At 36.9% G+C, this 21,124-nt stretch carries 20 protein-coding genes and 1 pseudogene; 13 read left to right on the top strand and 8 right to left on the bottom strand.

Annotated elements, in window-relative coordinates; translation table 11 throughout:
* Nucleotides 1-2: 2 nt before the first annotated feature.
* Nucleotides 3-146: a DUF4351 domain-containing protein gene (locus BMF77_RS29010; protein WP_210422199.1), complete on the bottom strand. Its 144-nt coding sequence runs from the start codon at nt 144-146 to the stop codon at nt 3-5.
* A 175-nt stretch (nt 147-321) separates the two neighbouring features.
* The gene (locus tag BMF77_RS14455; protein ID WP_148763695.1) at nt 322-927 is read right to left on the bottom strand and encodes a PEP-CTERM sorting domain-containing protein; all 606 of its coding nucleotides are present in this window, start codon (nt 925-927) and stop codon (nt 322-324) included.
* A 508-nt stretch (nt 928-1,435) separates the two neighbouring features.
* Between BMF77_RS14455 and glgP the strand changes: the two genes are divergently transcribed.
* Entirely contained in the window at nt 1,436-4,000 is a 2,565-nt protein-coding gene (glgP, locus tag BMF77_RS14450) for an alpha-glucan family phosphorylase (RefSeq protein ID WP_148763693.1), read from the top strand.
* A gap of 192 nt (nt 4,001-4,192) precedes the next feature.
* Here the strand turns inward: glgP and BMF77_RS14445 are convergent, their stop codons facing one another.
* From BMF77_RS14445 to BMF77_RS14430, 4 genes are all read right to left on the bottom strand, one after another.
* Nucleotides 4,193-4,582, bottom strand: a complete 390-nt coding sequence (locus BMF77_RS14445; RefSeq protein WP_148763691.1) for a hypothetical protein — start codon at nt 4,580-4,582, stop codon at nt 4,193-4,195.
* 66 nt (nt 4,583-4,648) lie between these two features.
* The gene (locus BMF77_RS14440) at nt 4,649-5,299 is read right to left on the bottom strand and encodes an isoprenylcysteine carboxylmethyltransferase family protein (protein WP_148763689.1); all 651 of its coding nucleotides are present in this window, start codon (nt 5,297-5,299) and stop codon (nt 4,649-4,651) included.
* Nucleotides 5,300-5,380: 81 nt separating this feature from the next.
* Nucleotides 5,381-5,542, bottom strand: coding sequence for a YqaE/Pmp3 family membrane protein (locus tag BMF77_RS14435; protein WP_035082904.1), 162 nt, complete (start codon nt 5,540-5,542; stop codon nt 5,381-5,383).
* 94 nt (nt 5,543-5,636) lie between these two features.
* Nucleotides 5,637-5,987 (bottom strand): translation initiation factor, encoded by a 351-nt coding sequence (locus tag BMF77_RS14430; protein WP_148763687.1) that lies wholly within the window; start codon nt 5,985-5,987, stop codon nt 5,637-5,639.
* Nucleotides 5,988-6,138: 151 nt separating this feature from the next.
* On the opposite strand from BMF77_RS14430, the gene BMF77_RS14425 reads away from it, so the two are divergent.
* The 8 genes and pseudogenes from BMF77_RS14425 (at nt 6,139) to BMF77_RS14385 (ending at nt 15,170) form a co-directional block, all read left to right on the top strand.
* Complete coding sequence (locus BMF77_RS14425) at nt 6,139-8,253, top strand: GNAT family N-acetyltransferase (RefSeq protein ID WP_148763685.1); 2,115 nt, start codon at nt 6,139-6,141, stop codon at nt 8,251-8,253.
* 14 nt (nt 8,254-8,267) lie between these two features.
* Nucleotides 8,268-8,747 (top strand): ASCH domain-containing protein, encoded by a 480-nt coding sequence (locus BMF77_RS14420; RefSeq protein ID WP_168204439.1) that lies wholly within the window; start codon nt 8,268-8,270, stop codon nt 8,745-8,747.
* A gap of 19 nt (nt 8,748-8,766) precedes the next feature.
* Nucleotides 8,767-10,341 carry an McrB family protein gene (locus BMF77_RS14415; RefSeq protein WP_148763681.1) on the top strand — a complete coding sequence of 525 codons (1,575 nt, stop codon included), beginning with the start codon at nt 8,767-8,769 and terminating at the stop codon, nt 10,339-10,341.
* Nucleotides 10,338-11,525, top strand: coding sequence for an McrC family protein (locus tag BMF77_RS14410; RefSeq protein ID WP_148763680.1), 1,188 nt, complete (start codon nt 10,338-10,340; stop codon nt 11,523-11,525). The genes BMF77_RS14415 and BMF77_RS14410 overlap by 4 nt, the downstream gene beginning before the upstream one ends.
* 67 nt (nt 11,526-11,592) lie before the next feature.
* Nucleotides 11,593-11,733: pseudogene (locus tag BMF77_RS14405) on the top strand (DUF2887 domain-containing protein); the annotation flags it as partial.
* A gap of 265 nt (nt 11,734-11,998) precedes the next feature.
* Nucleotides 11,999-13,237 carry a tryptophan synthase subunit beta gene (gene trpB / locus BMF77_RS14400; protein ID WP_148763678.1) on the top strand — a complete coding sequence of 413 codons (1,239 nt, stop codon included), beginning with the start codon at nt 11,999-12,001 and terminating at the stop codon, nt 13,235-13,237.
* A gap of 356 nt (nt 13,238-13,593) precedes the next feature.
* Nucleotides 13,594-14,157 (top strand): CAP domain-containing protein, encoded by a 564-nt coding sequence (locus tag BMF77_RS14395; protein WP_015078184.1) that lies wholly within the window; start codon nt 13,594-13,596, stop codon nt 14,155-14,157.
* Between the two features lie 383 nt (nt 14,158-14,540).
* On the top strand, nt 14,541-15,170 hold the full coding sequence (locus tag BMF77_RS14385; protein ID WP_015078183.1) for a ribonuclease D: 630 nt from the start codon (nt 14,541-14,543) through the stop codon (nt 15,168-15,170).
* 72 nt (nt 15,171-15,242) lie between these two features.
* Here BMF77_RS14385 and thrS read toward each other — a convergent pair whose 3' ends face one another.
* The gene (gene thrS / locus BMF77_RS14380) at nt 15,243-17,063 is read right to left on the bottom strand and encodes a threonine--tRNA ligase (RefSeq protein ID WP_148763676.1); all 1,821 of its coding nucleotides are present in this window, start codon (nt 17,061-17,063) and stop codon (nt 15,243-15,245) included.
* Nucleotides 17,064-17,519: 456 nt separating this feature from the next.
* Between thrS and BMF77_RS14375 the strand changes: the two genes are divergently transcribed.
* The 3 genes from BMF77_RS14375 (at nt 17,520) to BMF77_RS14365 (ending at nt 20,085) form a co-directional block, all read left to right on the top strand.
* Nucleotides 17,520-17,834: a DUF2605 domain-containing protein gene (locus tag BMF77_RS14375; RefSeq protein WP_015078178.1), complete on the top strand. Its 315-nt coding sequence runs from the start codon at nt 17,520-17,522 to the stop codon at nt 17,832-17,834.
* 246 nt (nt 17,835-18,080) lie between these two features.
* Nucleotides 18,081-18,401 carry a DUF2973 domain-containing protein gene (locus BMF77_RS14370; RefSeq protein ID WP_015078177.1) on the top strand — a complete coding sequence of 107 codons (321 nt, stop codon included), beginning with the start codon at nt 18,081-18,083 and terminating at the stop codon, nt 18,399-18,401.
* Between the two features lie 352 nt (nt 18,402-18,753).
* Complete coding sequence (locus BMF77_RS14365; protein ID WP_148763674.1) at nt 18,754-20,085, top strand: RNA-guided endonuclease TnpB family protein; 1,332 nt, start codon at nt 18,754-18,756, stop codon at nt 20,083-20,085.
* Here BMF77_RS14365 and BMF77_RS14360 read toward each other — a convergent pair.
* The gene (locus BMF77_RS14360) at nt 20,068-20,508 is read right to left on the bottom strand and encodes a SufE family protein (RefSeq protein ID WP_148763672.1); all 441 of its coding nucleotides are present in this window, start codon (nt 20,506-20,508) and stop codon (nt 20,068-20,070) included. The genes BMF77_RS14365 and BMF77_RS14360 overlap by 18 nt on opposite strands.
* A 227-nt stretch (nt 20,509-20,735) precedes the next feature.
* On the opposite strand from BMF77_RS14360, the gene psaK reads away from it, so the two are divergent.
* Nucleotides 20,736-20,996 (top strand): photosystem I reaction center subunit PsaK, encoded by a 261-nt coding sequence (psaK, locus tag BMF77_RS14355; protein ID WP_015078175.1) that lies wholly within the window; start codon nt 20,736-20,738, stop codon nt 20,994-20,996.
* The last annotated feature ends 128 nt before the right edge of the window (nt 20,997-21,124 follow it).

Here is a 21,124-nt window from a genome sequence, read left to right as displayed (position 1 = left end):
AGTCATGAAAACATCATAAACAGAGTATAAAGAGTTGGCAAGATTAGGTAAAAACAGTCAACAATAACTGTAGTTAGGACTGAAGTAAAATCTAACAAGGCTTCTCCTAATTCCTCCAGTTGTTCAACAGGTAATTTTTGAACCAAATATATATAAATAGGGTGCGTTACCGACAGCGTAACGCACCCTGAACTTGATTAATGGTGCGTTACGGCTTTGCCTAAGGCACCCTACAAATACCTTTGCTATGAGACTAATTTTTCTCTGCCGTTTTCGTGAACTGTTAGGTATGGAAAACAGCAGAGAAGGAGGTTAAAAAGTTTATGAGACTGTTACAGCAGGCTTTTCAGTGGTTCTTAATGCTATTCTACTTCTGGATTGTTTCCATCGGTACATTAAAGCTAAGACAGGGATGGTAAGTAACATAGCACCCGGTGTTGTGTCAAAGGGTACGGGGGTAGCGGGGGTGTATGTGAGAGTTGTAGATAAGTAGTCTCCTACTCCTGAAAACACCTCAGATGTACCAAACGTACTTAATGCTGAAAAATAAAAACCTGAATTGTTCTTGATGAGAGCAAATATGGCTTCTTCTCCTTTTACCGCTATAAAATCATTTGACGTAATCGTGCCATTAGATACTGTAAAGGCATTGAATGGTACGGACGGAAAATAAGATAACACATCTACAGGTTGAGTATATCCTAGTGCAGCAGGGGCTGAATTTATTTTAAGGGACGTAGCCGCAAATGTTCCATCACCATTTGGCAAAGCTAATGTACCTGATACAGTCCCATTAACTGGACCAGCAGTATTGTCAAAACTGAAATTGAATACTTGGATTGCTTGTGCTGGCTTTTCCCATGCGACAAGGCTAGTGGCTAAAGCACCACCAACAATAACTAATGGCAGCATCTGAGATAGTTTCATGAGGATAAATCCTTGTATCCGTGTTTTAATTTAAGCTATGCCTCAGTATAATATAGATACAGTCTTTGTCTTTTTTTTTACAAAGGTTTAACATAGTTTCACAAAAACTCCCATATTTCCTCTGTTTATGCCAAAAAAAACAACCGCCTCCGTGATTGTAAGCGGTTCTGCACAATTGAATAGACATCTCCAAAAAAGTAGAGACGTTCCATGGAACGTCTCTACTACAAGGGTTTGATGTCAAGCATTTTTAAACTCGGCCTATGGCTATTAAATAGAATTTGAAGATGGTTCTTCCTTATCAAATTCATGATAACAAATTTAAAATCAATTGTCAACCCCCAAATACCTATTATCGCCGGACAAAATCAAAAAGTTTTCAATTCTTCATAAAGTCATGAAACCATCATAAACAGAGTATAAAGAGTTGGCAAGATTAGGTAAAAACAGACAACAATAACTTTATGGCAGTTATCGGGGTATTGTTTAGTAAATTATTTAGTATATCATGCAGCCAATTCGCACTTTTAACGTTTCTCCTTCACTACCATCCAGACTAGAACCCCTGCGGAAACTAGCCTATAATCTCCATTTTGATTGGAATGTGGAGAGCAAAGACCTGTTTCGTCGTTTAGATCCTGATTTATGGGAATCTACCCACCATAATCCAGTATTGATGCTGGGAACTATTAGTCAAAGCCGACTATTAGAAGTTGTTGAAGATGAAGGCTTTTTAGCGCAAGTAGACCGAGCAGCGCGGCAGTTAGAAGATTATTTGCAGGAATACACTTGGTATAAGAAACAAAGAAATCAGCATCAGAAGGAATGTTACGCCTATTTTTCTGCTGAATTTGGGTTAGTAGATTGCTTACCTGTATATTCAGGTGGTTTGGGTGTACTCGCAGGAGATCACCTTAAATCTGCGAGTGATTTAGGATTACCTTTGGTGGGTGTGGGCTTATTATATCAACAAGGCTACTTTGCCCAGTATCTTAATGCTGATGGTTGGCAGCAAGAACGCTACCTCATCAATGATTTCTATAATATGCCCTTGCATTTGGAACGGAATCCCGATGGTACAGAACTACGGATTGCGGTAGATTATCCTGGACGCAAGGTATATGCGCGGGTGTGGCGTGTCCAGGTGGGAACTGTACCCCTGTATATGCTCGATACTAATATTGAGCCTAACAAGGCTTATGACCACGATATCACCGATCAGTTGTATGGTGGTGATATAGATATGCGTATCCACCAAGAAATTATGCTGGGCATAGGTGGGGTGCAAATGCTGAAAGCCTTGGGCTATGAAGTCACTGCTTACCACATGAATGAAGGTCATGCGGCTTTCTCTGCTTTAGAACGCATTCGCACTCTTATTCAAGAAAAAGGACTGAGTTACAGAGAAGCTAGACAAGTAGTATCTTCTAGTAATATCTTCACTACCCATACTCCAGTCCCCGCAGGGATTGACTTATTTGCCCCCGATAAGATCTTGCATTATCTGGGTTACTATGCAGATATCTTTGGTTTACCGAAAGAGCAATTTTTAGGCTTGGGACGAGAAAATACTGGTGATTTGTCCAGTCCCTTCAGTATGGCGGTATTAGCCCTGAAAATGGCGACGTTCTCCAATGGTGTGGCACAATTGCACGGTGTTGTTTCCCGGCAAATGTTCCAAGGTTTGTGGCAAAAAGTTCCAGTGGAAGACGTACCAATTGCTGCCATTACTAACGGTGTCCATGCCCGCAGTTGTGTAAGTAAATCTACGCAAGAGTTATACGATCGCTATCTTGGTCCAAATTGGTCATCAGCGCCACCGGATAACCAATTGTGGGAACGCATGGATGCAATTCCTGATGAAGAGTTATGGCGGAATCACGAACGCTGCCGTTTGGATATGGTATTGTATGTTCGAGAACATTTAGTTAAACATTTGCGCGATCGCGGTGCTTCAGCTTCGGATATTGCCCAAGCCCAGGAAGTGCTTGATCCTAACGTTCTCACTATTGGTTTTGCCCGTCGCTTTGCTACCTACAAACGCGCTACTTTATGGATGCGTGATTTGGAACGGATTAAGCGGATTTTACTCGCTAACAAACACCGCAAAGTGCAGTTTGTGATTGCGGGGAAAGCCCACCCCAAAGATATCCCTGGTAAGGAATTAATTCGGGATATTAACCACTTTATCCGCGAACACCATTTAGAAAAACAAGTGGTGTTTGTGCCTAACTACGATATTCACATCGCCCGCTTAATGGTAGCAGGTTGTGATATCTGGTTAAATACTCCCCGTCGTCCTAGAGAAGCTTCGGGGACAAGTGGTATGAAAGCCGCTATGAATGGCTTACCCAATTTGAGTGTTCTTGATGGTTGGTGGGATGAAGCGGACTATGTTCGCACCGGTTGGGCAATAGGACATGGTGAAAACTATGATGATCCTAATTATCAAGATGAGATAGAAGCTAACGCTCTCTATGAGTTGTTAGAGAAGGAAGTTATTCCCCTATTCTATGATCATCGTGATGGTGATGGTTTGCCTCGTCCTTGGGTAGCAAAAATGAAAGATGCGATTCGGTTGAATTGTCCTTTCTTTAATACAGCCCGGATGGTGAGAGAATATGCAATGAGAGCCTATTTCCCGGCGAGCGATCGCTATCATACCCTCACCGTTGATAATTATGCTCCCGCTAAGGAATTAGCGGCTTGGAGAGCAAAATTAGGTGAACACTGGTTTAGTATCAAAATCAAGGATATTGACGTATCCGCAGCATCAGATATTGAAGTTAATCAAACTGTAGCGGTCAAAGCTAAGATTGATTTAGCAACTTTGAAAAATGATGATGTGCAAGTAGAGCTATATCAAGGTTCTATTGATGCCAATGGTGATATTGTCAATGCTGTACCTGTGGTAATGGATTACCAAGGACAGGATACAGATAATTCAAGTGTTTATACCGCAAATATCACCTACACCACTTCTGGTTTGCAAGGTTTATCTTTGCGTGTCTTACCTCGAAATCAATACCTTTCTAGTCCTTATGAACCCAGATTAATCGCTTGGGCTGAATAAGCAAATAATGTAGAGACGTTATATGAAACGTCTCTACAACAATTGTTAAATTCGGGTAATATTTACAGCGATTTTCAGATCAATGAACTACAGTTTTTGTTTCGCGCAGAGGCGCAAAGTAGGAAAGGCGCAAAGGAAGAAAGTAATCAGAGTGTGGTTTAAATCGCCGAAAACTGCTGTAATCAAAAATCTCTACTTTTTAACAGCTTTAAGTAACCGATTCAAAATCAATTTACCATTAGGTTGAGTTACTTGAACACGAATAAAATTCGGATCACTTGGTTTCCAGGTAACTTGGTATTTCATGCCATTATTATTCCAAGTATAAACTTGACGTTGTTTAGTACCGGAAGCAACAGCACCAGATAAGTTAATGTTATTATTACTCTTGAGATTTTCGCCATTATAGTAATAAACATTATTGTCAAAAGATAAAGTCACTTTCCACTCTTTATCACTAAATTCACCCGCTGGATAATTAAACTTTTGTACAGCCATTGCTTGACTAGGAATAGCCATATTAATAATTGCAGGGGTAGAAATTCCTAAAATTGCCGATAAAATGATAGCTTTGTAGTTCATAATTCTCTTCTTTGTAAACCTAATATGATCTGGTTGTGTGTTTAGTCGTGAGCAAAATTATTGACGTTATGCAGTAGTTTCTTCTTTCTGGGAACTTCTGGAATTAAACAACTTAGGGAAGAACAAGCCAGAATTTTCTTTGTATTCCGCAAACTCAGGATATCGAGATAAAGATTGATCTTTTTTCCGCATATTGGGAACAAATATCATGGCTATAAATAACCCCTGAATCACGAAAGGTAGCCAATGTTGAGTTAATAGAGAAAAAGCCAAATAAATCAACACTTCTCCTAAATAATTAGGATTACGACATTTAGCAAAAAAACCTTCTGTAATTAATCCAGTTTTGTACTTGAGTGTATAGTATTTTTGAGCATCACTAGCAAAATGTAAAAACACTCCCGCAATATTCAAAGAAATAGCAGCAGCTACTAAAGGTAAAGGGGGAACAGTACCACTACTAATGAGAATGAATGGTGCTACCCAGTACAAACAAAGGAGAACAAAGGTAATAATTCCTTGGGAAGTGGGAATTTCTTGCTCCCATTGCTTATCTGGAAATATGCGATCTTTTAGTAACCAAAGAAAACCATAAGTACCATGCAGGGAAAGATAAACCCAAGCTCCAATAGTAAAATTATGGTATAAAAACATTAGTCCTAACACGATAGCGAATGTTAGGGCTTTGTGAAAATTAATAGGATACTTGATTTTCATGTCCTGATTTTTCTTTAAAGGGCTGAAAATTAGGGAAAGAGATAGAGAGATAGTCCAGTTTTATCTACCTCTCTGACATCATTACTTCTTCGCAATTATCCACACTGCGTGAACAATACCCAAAATATAAAAACCAAAGATAGTCAAAAGTAAATTAATCCAAAAATCTTTACCGAAACCTACCTGCAAAAATACTCCTAAAGGTGGGAGAAAAATCGCGGCTATAATTCTGACTACATCCATATCCATGTTATTCTCCTGCTGATGTTCTAGATTTCTAGAGTTAACATCACCTAATCTTATGACGATTCCTGAAAAATTTGGTAAACTGCACCTTTTAACCACCGCTGATTTTAGCTTTATAACCCAACTTCACCAAAATCTCTAAAATCTTCTGTTTGTGTTCTCCCTGAACTTCAATTTCGTTGTCTTTCAGAGTTCCACCTGTACCGCATTGGGCTTTTAACTGTTTTAATAAAGTAGCTAAGGTTTCAGGTTTGGTTTGAAACCCAGTAATAACCGTTACAGTTTTCCCCTTCCGTCCCGCGCGTGTAGCTTGGATTCTCACATTTTGCTGATTGGGGGGTAAATCTTGGATTCCGCGTTCTACAGCGCGTTCCAGTGCGGGTGAACTACCGTTACCAAATTCTTGGTAGACAAAGCCTTTGTCAGATTTGGGATTAGCCATAATATTTAATGCAGGAAAAATAGACTTTCATTCTAAACAATTTTAGCCTAAGCGGTGGCAATTGGATATATAATTGCTACATGATAGAGTATAATCGTTTGTTTAAATAAATAAGCTGCTATACGGTCTATAATCACAAGGTTAAAAAAATATGACTAAAAACAATAGCATAAAAATAGAATCAATAAATGATGAATCTCCTTATTTACAGGCTGTAATAGATTTATGGAGTCCTAACCGTTCAAGGCTGGGATTATTTCCTAAAAATGCTTTTATAGAACATGCTGTCAAGCGTCAAATACTTATAGCTATTGAACCAGAATCCAAATGTATTGGTTATTTACTATATCGTAATTCATATGATCGAATTACAATTGTTCATCTTTGTATAGATCCCTCATATAAAAAACAAGGTATTAGCGATTTATTGGTTGATGAACTCAAAAAAATTACTAAAGAAAGATATAGCGGTATTGGCTTAAATTGTCGCCATGATTATGGACTGCGATCTATGTGGTCAAGGCTAAATTTTGTTGCTCAATATGAAAAACCAGGTAATAGTAAAGCTCGAAAAGAACTTGTATATTGGTGGTTCGATCATGGACATACTAATCTTTTATCTTCAATTTTGACCCAAAAACTAGAATCAAAACTTTGTGCCGTAATTGATAGACATATTTTTTTACTTTTGTGTCAAAATGAAAATAAAGAAAATGAAGCAGCAAAATTACTTTTAAGCGATTGGCTTAAGTCAGAATTAGAATTGTGTATAACTGGTCAAATCAATAATTATATTATTTCAATTAGTGATAGCAAAGAAAGAAATAATCTATTAAAACTATCTCAAAATTTTACGTCTTTACCACCATGCAACAATCATAGTTTAGACATAATAAAAGAAAGGCTAAAGGAGTTTTTTGTAAATAAAAAAGTATTTATAGATGATATTGATGTACCTCATTTAGCCAGAGCCATAGCATCAGATTCTCATGTTTTCATAACCAATGAACAGGATTTATTAGAAATTGCAGATGAAATATATCAAAATTTCAGGCTTTCCATATTAACTCCTAATGAACTCATACGACAACTAGATGAACTGCGGAATAAACCTGATTATCAGCCTGTACGCTTGTCTGGAACTTCGTTAGAAAAAATACCAATTAAAAAAGGACAGGAAGAATTATTAACTAAACATTTTGTGTGTGATAGTCAGCAAGAAAATATATCTACATTTCGACAAAACTTAAGAAGATTTATTTCGGAAACAGATAAATTTGAGTGTTATATAGTTGCAGAGCAAGAAGAATTACCTATTGCTTTATTTATTTATAGTAAAAATAAAAATAATGAATTAGAAATCCCACTTTTAAGAGTAAGTAACAACCCTCTATCAGCTACATTAGCAAGACATATAATTTTTAAATCAATATTACTTTCTGCTAATGAAAATCGACAATTTACTAGAATTACTGATCCATATTTAGAAGAAGCAGTAATTAAAGCTATTCAGGAAGATAACTTTATTCGAGTTAATAATGGATGGTTAAAGATAAATTTAGCAGTTGCGGAAACTGCATCAGAGTTATCAATACGCTTTAATGATATAGGTTCTTGTTTAAGTCAAGAATATAACTTTTGTATGAAAATTGCTGAGAGTCTTAATTCAGAATCCTTAATTAAGGATATTAAAGCATCAGCAGATTTTGAAAAATTCCTTTTTCCAGCAAAAATTATTGATTCTGAAATAAATAATTTTATTATTCCTATTCAACCTAGATGGGCGCAGGATTTATTTGATGAATATTTGGCTCAACAAATATTACTATTAGGACAAAAAAAAGAACTTGCGTTTAACCGTGAAGCTGTATACTATAAATCTGCGAAAAATTCAGGAGGATTAAATGCTCCTGGTAGAATTCTCTGGTATGTAAGTGAAGACAAGTACAATTCATACTGTGGAATAAGTTCTATTAGAGCTTGTTCATTTATTGATGAAGTCATCATTGGTAAGCCTAAAGAGCTTTATCAACGGTTTCAAAGATTAGGAGTGTATAAGTTAGATGATATTATGAAGATACCTCAAGACAAAAATGGTGATATAATAGCAATTCGTTTTAGCAATACAGAGTTATTTAAATATCCTATTCCATTAAAAAAAGTTCAAGCGGTATTAAATAAAAAATCAACTTTTCAGTCGGCTTGTAAAATCCAAAATTCTCATTTCCCAACGTTATATAATTTAGGTGTTTTAAATATAAAGTGAAAAATAAGATGATTATGTTTGAAAATATATTAATGTTATCAATTAAACCTAAATATGCAGCAATGATTTTATCTGGAGAGAAAAAAGTAGAACTACGTCGTGTTCGTACTCGCTTAAAACATGGTGATTTGGTCTTAGTATATGTTTCATCTCCTATAAAAGCTTTAGTGGCTACATTTCAGGTAGATAATATTGTTCAAAGTGAAATTAAAGCAATACCAAAAGACCTAAATGATTTTTGGACTAGAATTGAAAATATAGCTGGAATTAGTTGTCATGAATATAAAACATATTACAATAATGCTTCAACAATTGTTGCTATTTTTATTAAAAATCTAAAAGAGCTAAATGATCCTATAGAACTGGAAACTCTGAGAGCCACAATTCCCAGATTTCAACCACCACAAAGTTATCGTTATTTAAAACATAGTGAGATTCAATTATTTGAGTCTTTAATTCAAGACATCTCTGTAATCTCTCCTACTAAAAAATAATATTTAATTGTAATTATTAATGATAAATCATAAACCTGAATTTATAAAATTATTTCATGACTTTATAACTTCCTATCCCTATACACCAAATGGAATAAGTCATATTAAGTCATATACCGAGCAACGTCAACAAGCTTGTCGTAACTTTGAGATAATTATAACAGCAGCAGATAGAGGTCAAAATATAACGGAATTAGTATTGCTGAAACTCTTACCTCATAGCAATACAAGCAACAATCGTCAAAAAGGTGCTTGGATTCATATTGCTCCATCTGTTACCAAAGATATCAAAGAATGGTTTGAGGGAGCAAACTGGACTAAAAGTGAAGACTGGGATAAAATTGCTCTTGCTATTTTAAATTTTGTGCGTTGCTGTAATGCTATTCCAAATGAATTATTAAATCACTGTATGCAGTTTTCACAATTGCTTTATTCTAAAGGTTTTCAAATGGGAATGCTAACTCCTATTCTGAACGCACTACAACCGAATGAATTTTTATTGATAAATAACAAATCACGAAGAGTTATTAATTATTTTACTAATACAAACTATGGTAACAAACTTACAGATTATCCAGAAATTAATGATACAGGATGTAATCTGATTCAAGAATTAGCTCAAGATATGCACCAGGTTGGTATACCAGCTTTACGAGATGATGATTTATTCGATATGTTCTGTCATTGGTTAATAGCTATCAAAAAATATGACTTTCTATATCAAAATCAACAAAATATTACTAAAGTGGACACAAATATTAAATTTAATCCTAAATATAGTTTATCTGATATCAGTCAAGAAATCTGTTTTGAAGAGACAACCATAGAACGTTGGATACGCGCAACTAATCGTAAAAAACAAGCCATATTCTACGGTTCACCCGGAACAGGTAAAACTTTCATCGCTGAAAAACTCGCAAAACACCTAATCAGCGAAGGTGACGGTTTCTATAAATTAGTCCAATTTCATCCAGCATATTCCTATGAAGACTTTATTCAAGGTATCCGACCTCAAAGTGAAGATGGTAAATTAACATATCCAGTTGTTCCAGGAAGATTTTTAGAATTTTGTCAAAAAGCTGAGTCATTTCAAGATATTTGTGTTCTGATAATAGATGAAATTAACCGCGCTAATTTAGCACAGGTTTTTGGTGAATTAATGTATTTACTAGAATACCGTGATCAAGAAATTCCCCTCGCTGGTGGTAATAGATTTCGTATTCCCGAAAATGTCCGCATAATTGGGACAATGAATACAGCAGATAGGTCTATAGCACAAATAGATAATGCTTTACGTCGTCGTTTTGCATTTATTGAACTTCGTCCTAATTATGATGTGTTAATCCAATATCACCTAAATACAAATTTCGCAGTTATGGATTTAATTAATGTTTTAAAACAATTAAATCAAGCGATTAATGATAAAAACTATGAAATTGGTATTTCTTTCTTTTTGACTCCTAATCTACGAGAAGATATAGAAGATATTTGGAAAATGGAAATTGAGCCGTATTTAGAAGAATACTTTTTTAACAACCTAGAAAAAGTAGATGAGTTTCGTTGGGACAAAATCGAGAACCAGATAACAATATGAACCCAGCAAATTTAAAAATTCTGGAAATAACCGAATATCAACCTCAATCTTTTTCTCGTGAGGAAATTTCTGAAGATGTTGGAATGATATTATATGAGAAATACCAAAGCCAAGTAAATGTAGAATTTCCCAGTCCTAAAACTCGTAATCAATGGAAATTAACTGCTAAAGGATATGTCGGGTATATTCCTTTAAATGCTGATTTGGCTTTGAAAATAAATCCTAAAGTACCAATTGAAAATTTATTTGGAATGTTGGAATATGCTTATAACTTAAAAAGTTTTAAATTTCTTGAAGGTTTAATGAATTGTGAATCTATAGAAGATTTTTACAATCATCTAGCTTATGTTTTAGCAGATAAAATTATAGAAAGATGTCGTAAAGGATTATATCGGACTTATGTACCCAAAACTGAGCAATTGGCTTATGTGCGCGGAAGATTAAATGTACAGCAAATAATTAAAAAACCTTGGAATGTAAAATTACAATGTGAATATCAAGAACACACGGCTGATATTATAGATAATCAAATTTTATTTTGGACACTTTTTCATATCGGACATAGCGGTTTTTGTACAGAAAAAGTATCACTGATAGTGAGAAAAGCTTATCATGCAATGCAAGGAATAGTATCTTTACAACCTTGTACTTCAGAAGATTGTCTTGATAGAATTTATCACCGTTTAAATGAAGATTATCATATTTTACATCAATTTTGCCGATTCTTTTTAGATAACACTAGCCCAAATCATGAAAAGGGTAAAAATACAACTTTACCGTTTTTAATAAATATGGCAAATCTTTATGAAATGTTTGTTGCAGAATGGTTAAAAGAAAATTTACCACCAAACTTTACTTTAAAAACTCAAGAGAAAATCAATATAGGAGAAAAAATATATTTTAAAACTGACTTAATTTTATATAATACAACAGATTTAACACCTAAATACATTCTCGACACTAAATATAAAAATCCTAAACATTCTTCTTCGGAAGATATAGCCCAAGTAGTAACTTATGCAGTTTCTAAAAGTTGTCCAGAAACAGTGTTAGTCTATCCAACAGAATTAAATCATTCCCTTGATAAATATATTGGAGAAATCAGAGTTCGTAACCTCACTTTTGCTCTTGATGATAAAATTGAAGATGCAGGAAATACATTTTTAACAAAACTATTTTCTTAAATTCTCTCTGCGTCCTCTGCGCCTCTGCGGTTCGTTTTCCAAAATTAGATTAAATTACTCAATTACCGTGAAAACAGATACAATCTTCTATAGCTTATTTCAAGCATTTCCTAGCATCTTCTTTGAATTAATTAACCAACCTCCCACAGAAGCGGGTACGTATGAATTCACATCTCGTGAAGTCAAACAACTGGCTTTTCGTTTAGAAGCAAATTCAGGCTTTACAAAAAGAGCAATCTCAGGAATAAGGGAATTCTCTCGTTCCCATGCTCTGCGTGGGAATGCAGTTGAGAGGCTCTGCCTCTATTATAGGAGGTAGAACCTCTAAGATGGCATTCCCAGTCTGGAGACTGGGAACGAGGAAGATAGCATTCCCATTCTGGAGACTGGGAACGAGAGAATAATGCTCTTTATCGGCATCCTCAACAGGTCTAGAATTAAAATTAACTTTGTTCTCTTATTTTACCCAATCCGTGACTACTACACCCCTCTCTCCGAATTTCTCACAAACTGCGTCAGTTCCCGATACTCTCGGACGTTTTGGCCGCTTTGGTGGTAAGTACGTTCCAGAAACTCTTATGCCGGCGTTAGCTGAACTAGAAACAGCATATCAGCAATATCGCAATGAACCTGGTTTTCAAGCCGAATTACAAGGTTTATTAAAAGATTATGTCGGACGGGCTACACCTTTATACTTTGCCGAACGCCTTACCGCTAATTATGCTCGTCCTGATGGTACAGGGGCGCAAATTTACTTAAAGCGGGAAGATTTAAATCATACTGGCGCACATAAAATTAATAATGCTCTCGGTCAGGTGTTATTAGCTAAACGCATGGGTAAAAAGCGGATTATTGCCGAAACCGGTGCAGGACAACATGGCGTAGCTACGGCCACGGTTTGCGCTCGGTTTGGTTTGGAATGTATTATTTACATGGGTGTTCACGACATGGAACGCCAATCTTTAAACGTCTTCAGAATGCGGCTGATGGGGGCGGAAGTTCGTCCAGTGTCTGCGGGTACGGGAACGCTCAAAGATGCCACTTCTGAAGCCATCCGGGACTGGGTAACCAATGTAGAAACTACCCATTACATCCTCGGTTCTGTGGCTGGTCCCCATCCTTATCCGATGATGGTTCGGGATTTTCACGCGGTGATTGGTGAAGAAACTCGCGTTCAAGCTCTGGAAAAATGGGGACGTTTACCTGATATCCTGGTGGCTTGTGTGGGTGGTGGTTCTAATGCTATGGGACTATTTCACGAATTTGTCAAAGAACCATCTGTGCGGTTAATTGGGGTGGAAGCTGCTGGAGAAGGTGTGAATACTGGCAAACACGCAGCTACTCTCACAAAAGGCCAGGTTGGTGTATTGCATGGTTCTATGAGTTATCTTTTACAAGATGATGATGGTCAAGTTATTGAACCCCATTCCATTAGTGCTGGTTTAGATTATCCTGGTGTGGGGCCTGAACACAGTTATATGAAAGATATTGGCCGGGCTGAATATTACAGTGTGACGGACGCTGAGGCTTTGGACGCATTCCAACGACTATCGAAGTTAGAGGGAATTATACCAGCTTTGGAAACTTCTCATGCGATCGCTTACCTAGAAACTCTCTGTCCTCAACTTGCTGGTAGCCCCAAGGTGATCATTAACTGTTCTGGACGAGGTGACAAGGATGTACAAACAGCCGCTAAGTTCCTAATTCACTAAATTCTTGTAAAAAACACTTGCTTGCTAATAAATAGTATCCATGACATCTATCATTGGATACTGTTTATTAGTAATCATTTTGATTAATAATGTAGTGTAAATAACATCTACCAGTTTGATAGTCAGGGGTGCTATAGCGGTATGCACTTGAGTAAGATTCTAATTTTAGAGAGGCTTATATCCAAAGGGGTTTACTCCTGAATGCTGGAAGCTGCTATATCTAGACTGATTTAAATTGTGAAAATTTGATGATCTTTTAGTTCATAATTAGCAAATAGTATCCTGGTAAGTATTCTGATAATCAGAAGATAGGGTATATATTCAATAAATCCATACATTACTTAACTTAAACCTCTATGTTACGACAAACTGCTTTTGGCATTGCTTTAAGTACGCTTGTCCTTGCTAGTGGCTATATGACTGCTGCGAATCCAGATAATAGTTCTGCTAAACAAACTGGCCGATATCAGCATTCATCACTTGTGACAAGTCAAGCAAAAATATCTAATCTTACTGTTCAAACTACTAATTTAGAACTAGCTGTTTTTACTCAAATTAATCAATATCGGGCGAAACGGGGGCTAAAAAAATTAAATTTAAACGGAAAGATCAGTCAGCAAGCCAGAATTCACAGTCAAAATATGGCTAGTGGTAAAGTTCCTTTTAGTCATCAAGGATTTGAACAGCGGGTAATGACTATTCCTCTTAAATACAGTAGTGCGGCTGAAAATGTAGCTTATAATACGGGATATAGTAACCCTGCCAATGAGGCGGTTTCTGGCTGGTTAAAAAGCCCTGGTCATCTGAAAAATCTTCAGGGTAAATATAATTTAACTGGGGTTGGTGTGGCTGCTAATGAACAAGGTGAAGTTTATTTAACGCAAATATTTTTAAACACTAATACCAGCGGACAAAATTAAGAATTATGCCCTTTGTGATGAAGGGGCATAAATTAATTTTTCAATTTTTAATTTAGCATTTTTAATGAGGCGTTAGAGGATGTTTGAAAAGTATCAGAACTTATCTAGATCCCCCCAACCCCCCTTGAAAAGGGGGGCTAAATTTCTCAAAGTCCCCCTTTCTAAGAGGATGTTTTAAAAGTTTTTAATGTGGAAACAGACCCCTCTCCAAACCTCTCCCCTACCAGGGGAGAGGCTTTAAAAACCCCATTCCCTTGTAGGGAAGGGGGGAAGGGGGGTTAGGTTTTTGGAGATTATGGGTTTCATATAATACTTTTCAAACAACCTCTTAGCGAGAGTCCTGTTGTCTGGCAAAATGAAGATAATTTATATTTGATCAGTTCATGACATTACCAGATTTTCAAGTTGGCGATGGCGATTTAAATGATGCAACTCTTTCTGAGTATTTAAAATCCCCAGCTATCGCTGTTGATACGGAAACAATGGGACTTTTACCTCAGCGCGATCGCTTGTGTCTGATTCAACTCTGTAACCCAGAAGGACAAGTTACTGCTATTCGGATTTCTAGGGGACAAACAGTAGCACCAAATTTGCAAATTCTCATGGAAGCAACCCATATTGTTAAAGTTTTTCACTTTGCTAGGTTTGATGTTGCCACTTTACGGCAGAATTTAGATATTGTTGTGCAACCGATTTTTTGTACTAAAATTGCTAGTAAGTTAGCCCGGACTTATACAAATCGTCACGGACTAAAAGATGTGGTTTTAGAATTAGAAAAGGTGGAGTTAGATAAAAGTTCCCAATGTTCTGATTGGGGTAATGCTAGTAATTTATCTGATGCACAATTAAGTTATGCGGCTAATGATGTCCGTTATTTGTTAAGTGTCCGAGAAAAGCTCACAGCCATGTTACAACGGGAAGAACGTTGGCAAGTTGCCCAAGAATGTTTTCAAGTTTTATCAACAATTGTTAGTTTAGATTTATTACAATTCAAGGACTTATTTGAACATTGAAATATCTAAATTTATAATTTGATTTGGAGTTAATTTACTTTTGGGCTGGGATTTACCCAGCCTATTATTTACTTAGAATTTACTAAAATTAGCAATTGCTTCTGTGATTTTATCCACAACCTCATCTACAATTATGACTCCCAACTCCCCAGAAGCGCGGGTACGAATACTCAAACTGTTGGTTTCGACTTCCTTCGCACCAACCACCGCCATTACAGGTATTTTATCCTTTTCGGCGTTGCGAATCAACTTACCCAAGCGATCGCCACTGGTATCCACTTCCGCCCGAATACCCAATGCAACCATCTTAGCAGCCACCTCTTTGGTAAAATCTAACTGAAGATCACCGACAGGTAATAACCTGATTTGCACAGGTGCTAACCACAGAGGAAAATCACCCGCGTACTCTTCAATCAAAATCCCAATTAACCGTTCCAAAGAACCAAAGGGGGCGCGGTGAAGCATTACTGGACGTTGACGCGAACCATCTTCAGCTACATATTCCAAATCAAACCGTTCTGGTAAATTATAATCTACCTGCACAGTTCCCAATTGCCATTCCCGTTCTAAAGCATCACTGAAGATAAAATCCAGCTTGGGTCCATAAAAAGCCGCTTCCCCAATTCCTTCAAAATGCTCCATTCCCAATTGTTGCACAGCGCGACGAATTGCCCCTTCCGCTTTATCCCAAACTTCATCAGAACCGATATACTTATCACTAGCTGGGTCACGGAAACTCAATCTAGCTTTAAAATTCTTCAATTGCAGACTTTTGAAAACGCTCAAAATCAAATCTACAACATTGAGAAATTCGCTGTCTAGCTGTTCGGGAGTCACAAACAAGTGAGAATCATCAACAGTAAAACCGCGCACTCTGGTTAAACCACCCAATTCTCCCGACTGTTCATAACGGTAAACTGTGCCAAATTCTGCCAAGCGCATCGGTAATTCCCGATAAGAGCGTAATTCACTCTTGTATATTTGGATGTGGAAGGGGCAGTTCATCGGTTTGAGGACAAAACCCTGTTCTATGGCTCTGGCTTCCTCATCTTCAGCCATTAGAGGAAACATATCTTCCTTGTATTTCTGCCAGTGTCCTGATGTTTTAAATAAATCAACTCTGGCAATATGGGGAGTAACTACAGGTAAATAACCCCGTTTTAATTGTTCTTTTTTGAGGAAGTCTTCTAAAATCGTTCTTAACAAAGTCCCTTTGGGAGTCCACAAAGGTAAACCAGGACCAACTAAATCGGAAAAGATAAATAATCCCAGTTCTTTACCCAGTTTACGATGATCACGGCGCAGGGCTTCTTCTTTGCGGCGTTTATACTCTGCTAATTGTTCGGGAGTTTCCCAAGCGGTGGCATAAATGCGCTGTAATTGAGCTTTTTTTTCATCTCCGCGCCAATAAGCACCCGCAACGCTTTCTAATTCTATAGCTTTGGGATTAATTTCGCTGGTACTTTCGAGGTGAGGTCCAGCGCACAAATCCCACCATTGCTCTCCCAAATGGTAAATTGTGATGGGTTCTTGTTTGATATCTCCGAGAATTTCCAGTTTATAAGGTTCGTTAATGGCTTCAATGCGGCGTTGTGCTTCTTCGCGGCTGACTTCTTCCCGAATTAATGGTAATTTGCGATTAATAATCTTGACCATTTCTTTTTGAATGGTTTTTAAATCCTTATCGCTAAAGGGTTCTGGACTATCAAAGTCATAATAAAACCCATTTTCAATCCAAGGACCAATTGTGACTTGCGCTTTGGGAAACAGCTTTTGTACTGCCATAGCCATGATATGGGAAGCTGTGTGACGAATCTTTTTTAGTGTTTCTGATTCGCTGGTTCGGGGTAAATAGATTTTTTCGACTGGTTGGGTTTCTTGATTTGGGGACATCGGCTGTTAAAATTTTGGCGAAGTGTTAAAAATAAAGTTGACAAAAAATATCTTTACAAAATTAATAATAGTCCACTGGCTATGGTTTTTCCTAATTTAGCCCAACTACAGGCTGCTGGTAAAAGCCATACAAGACAAAATTAAATTCAATCGAGTTGTCAGAGAATAGGGAACAGGGAACAGGGAATAGAAAAATTTTCTTCTTTCTTCTTTCTTCTTTCTTCTTTCTTCTGTTCTCCTGACTCCTGACTCCTGACTCCTGACTTCTTCCTTTAGAGGTATCCAGGTTTACTCCCAAGGAGCTTTACAAAACTATTGCCAAATTTATATAATCATGCTTCAGATACCAAGTTACATATTTTTTAAGTTTTTTTATGTAAAAAGTTATGAACTGATTGTTAAGGATCGTAAATAACGTTAATATAAATAGACAATTAAGAAATATGATTCTCATATATGGGGGACTCAAATCTACCAAACGCTGATTTACTAAAATCAGTCTTAGAACCGCTGTTAGAGGATTTTCAAGATTGGTTTGAGCGATATCGTCAAATTCTGGAAAATGAGAAAATCCAATTCATGAGTGAACAAGAGCAATTTGACTTACTAAAACGAGTTAAAAATGCACAAAATGAACTCAAAACGGCAAGAATGTTGTTTAAGGCAACTGATCAACAAGTCGGACTTGATATGGCAACGGTAATGCCTTGGCATCAATTAGTTACAGAATGTTGGAGTGTGGGAATGCGTTTAGGTCAGTCAAAGGAATAATCAACCTGTTGGCAAGATCTGAATCCAGTGGAAATTGTAAAAATATTAGACAATTCTTAACATTCTTTTCATAAAAAAATAATGTGCCTCGTGTTACCTTAATATCAATATAAGGATTGCACCATATAACATAAGCACATAAGTAAAGAATCTTACATTCTTTCCTACCGTAAATTATTTATTTGCGGAGTTTTAGGTTTTACATAGATAACATTTTTACCCTTTGCTGTTCTGGAGGAAAATTCAATGCTACACCTACTTTATATTTTAGCTTTCACCGTTTTGGCATTTATGGCTGTTGGTAATTTAATTCGCAATCTGATCATGTTCAGTTTTGACAGAGAACGAACTTATTCTAATAATCAATCATCACCAGGTGGCTTTGGTTATTATGCAGCTAGAAGGCAGTATGTCCCCCATCCTGAATTGTTAGATAGTGCAGGTAATATGATTAAAGAACCGCTGTTGGTCATGCGTTCAATTAATGTTGAAGATGCACGGGAACAGTTAGATGCTCTTTATGAATCCTCTCCTAGTCAGAAAATTGATCGCTCAGAAGGAGCATAATTGATAATTTGCAAAATTTTGAACTATATAGAGGTTTGGTAATACTAAACCTCTATAATTGTAGGGGCAACCCCTGTGGTTGCCTAGCCAATGTGGTTCAGCGGAGTCAGGAATTCAAAAAGCAGAAAGAATAATCTCAAACTTAAAAAAGTTGTCGAGTCTCCAATTCCTAATTTTCTAATTTAGCTTAACCGACAGAAGCCCCACGCCTGACCGTAATGGCAGCGTGGGATGAATGGCGCGGGAATTAACGACAGTTTTTCGACCAATGCGATAGCGAGGGAGAAAAACATGGAGGCAATTCACTAATTTTGTGCTATACTGTTTTGTAGTAAATAATTTTCACTCTAATATGCTAAGAGTAGTCAAAGTCAGATTATATCCAGATGTTCAGCAACAGCAGTCATTAGCGCAAGCTTTTGGCAGTTGTCGTTGGTTATGGAATTATTTTCTGAATTTGATGAACCAAACATATCAAGAGACGGGAAAAGGCTTGTCTGGATACGAAGTTAAAAAGATAATTCCTCAGCTAAAGAAAGAGCATGAGTGGTTATCATTGACTTATTCTCAGTGCTTGCAGCAAGTCTGCTTAAATTTGGGAGTTGCATTCAACAACTTCTTTGAAAAAAGAGCTAAATACCCCAGATTTAAATCGAAATATGGCAAGCAATCTATCCAGTATCCTCAAAATGTCAAGGTTTCGGCTTCGCTCAACCTTGACCCTGAGCGTAGTCGAAGGGTCAAGATTACCGACAATCAATTAATCCTCCCAAAAATAGGCAAAGTATCGGCAATCATTCACCGAGAGATTGAAGGGAAAATTAAAACTGTAACCATCACCAAAAGTTGTAGTGAGCAATATTTTGCCGCTATTCTATTTGATGATGGTCAAGAAAAGCCAGAATCAATTGCAGAGGGCAAAGCAATAGGTATTGATCTAGGGCTGACTCATTTTGCAATTACCAGCAATGGTTCTAAGTTTGATAATCCTCGGATACTGAATAAACACGATAAAAACTTAAAAATAAAACAGCAGCAATTATCTAGAAAGCAAAAAGGTTCTAGTAACCGAAATAAAGCTAGAAAGAAAGTTGCTAGAGTTCATAGAAAAATAACTAATTGCAGAGAAGATTTTCTCCATAAACTATCTCGGAGGATAGTTAACGAAAACCAAGTTATTGTGGTAGAAAATCTTCATGTTAAAGGCATGATGCAAAATCACTGTCTAGCCAAGTCTATTCAACAGGTTGGCTGGGAAATGTTTTGTACCATGCTGAAATACAAAGCAGAAAACGAAGGGAAGATTTATCAAGAAGTTGATAGATTCTTTCCTTCATCAAAGACTTGTCATGTATGTCTTAATCAAGTTGGCAGTTTACCGCTTGATATCAGATTTTGGACTTGTGGAAAGTGCCAGGCTACACATGATAGAGATATTAATGCAGCAATAAACCTCAGAGATGAGGGACTACGAATACTTCGACTGCGCTCAGTACAAGTTTTGACCTCTGGAACGGGGGATAAAGCGATGAAGTGTGGTCTTGGGGGTTTCCCCCATGAACAACTTCATCAAGAAGCCTGTCGCCCAGAAGTAAGTCGCAGTCATAGAGGACGAAAGAAATCTACTACTGCGCTTTCTGTTGGACAGGAAGCCGACACTGTACCGTCAGGTCAGTGTGGGTAGTTCACATTCCAAAGCTTTTTTTTGCATTGTTTTGAAAATATTGTAAAACCCATTAGCGCGGGAAGGTGTCAAACTTACATTTAAGCCAGTTTCTTGAATAAAATCAGGAGTAAGTTGGATTATTTCTGTAGGTGTTGATCCATTTAATCCTTCTATTAATAATGCTAATAAGCCCTTAGTTAATTGGGAATCAGAATCACCCTGAAATATGACTTTACCGTCTTCTAATGATGCCGTAACATACACTTGAGAAACACAACCGGGAACTTTATTTTCTGGGAGTTTACCAGATTCAGGAAACTCTTGTAGCTTTTGAGCATACCAAATTAACTGCTCATAGCGTCGTTTTGGTTCTGTAGCGCGTTGAAAGCGGTGGACAATTTTATTTAGTGCAGGTGGTAAGGAATCAAGAGTTGAGGACATGATCAATCCAGGAAATAATTACTCTTATCTTAGCAATTACCAACCCTTTTAGATACCATTCGGATCACAACAAATATCAAAAATTGCTATTAAGTACAGCACTTGTTTACATTGTCAAGTGAAAACAAATGTTAAAATTTGCTACAAAGTAAGCAATGATATAGATTTTTATTAATCAATATTTAGATGATATTGACAAGCATCCGCAAATATCAGGAGTAAATTAGATGTTGACTTCAAGCTTACTAGCTACAGCTACCGCATCTCTAGAATGGAGTCCTAATATTAGCATAATTATGATTGTTGCCAATATCTTCGCTATTGCTGTAGGTAAATTTACGATTGAGCATCCTCATGCTAAACCAGAATTACCAGCACCTCAATTTTTCGGTGGTTTTGGTTTACCTGCGGTACTAGCAACTACTTCCTTTGGGCATATTTTAGGAGCAGGTATCATTTTAGGGCTACACAGTATTGGTAAAATCTAAATTTTACTGATTAAAAATTAGGGAAAGGAATTTATTTTTCTTCTCCCTTTTTTTATAAGGAAGAACGCCGAAAACCCTTGAAAATGTGGCTGACTCAGTCAGCCACATTTGGGCTTTAGACAAGGGAT

Source organism: Dolichospermum sp. UHCC 0315A (assembly GCF_008121535.1).
Taxonomy (GTDB): Bacteria; Cyanobacteriota; Cyanobacteriia; order Cyanobacteriales; family Nostocaceae; genus Dolichospermum; species Dolichospermum lemmermannii.
Note: the sequence above shows the minus strand (reverse complement) of the source record. Positions and strands in the feature narration are given on the sequence as shown.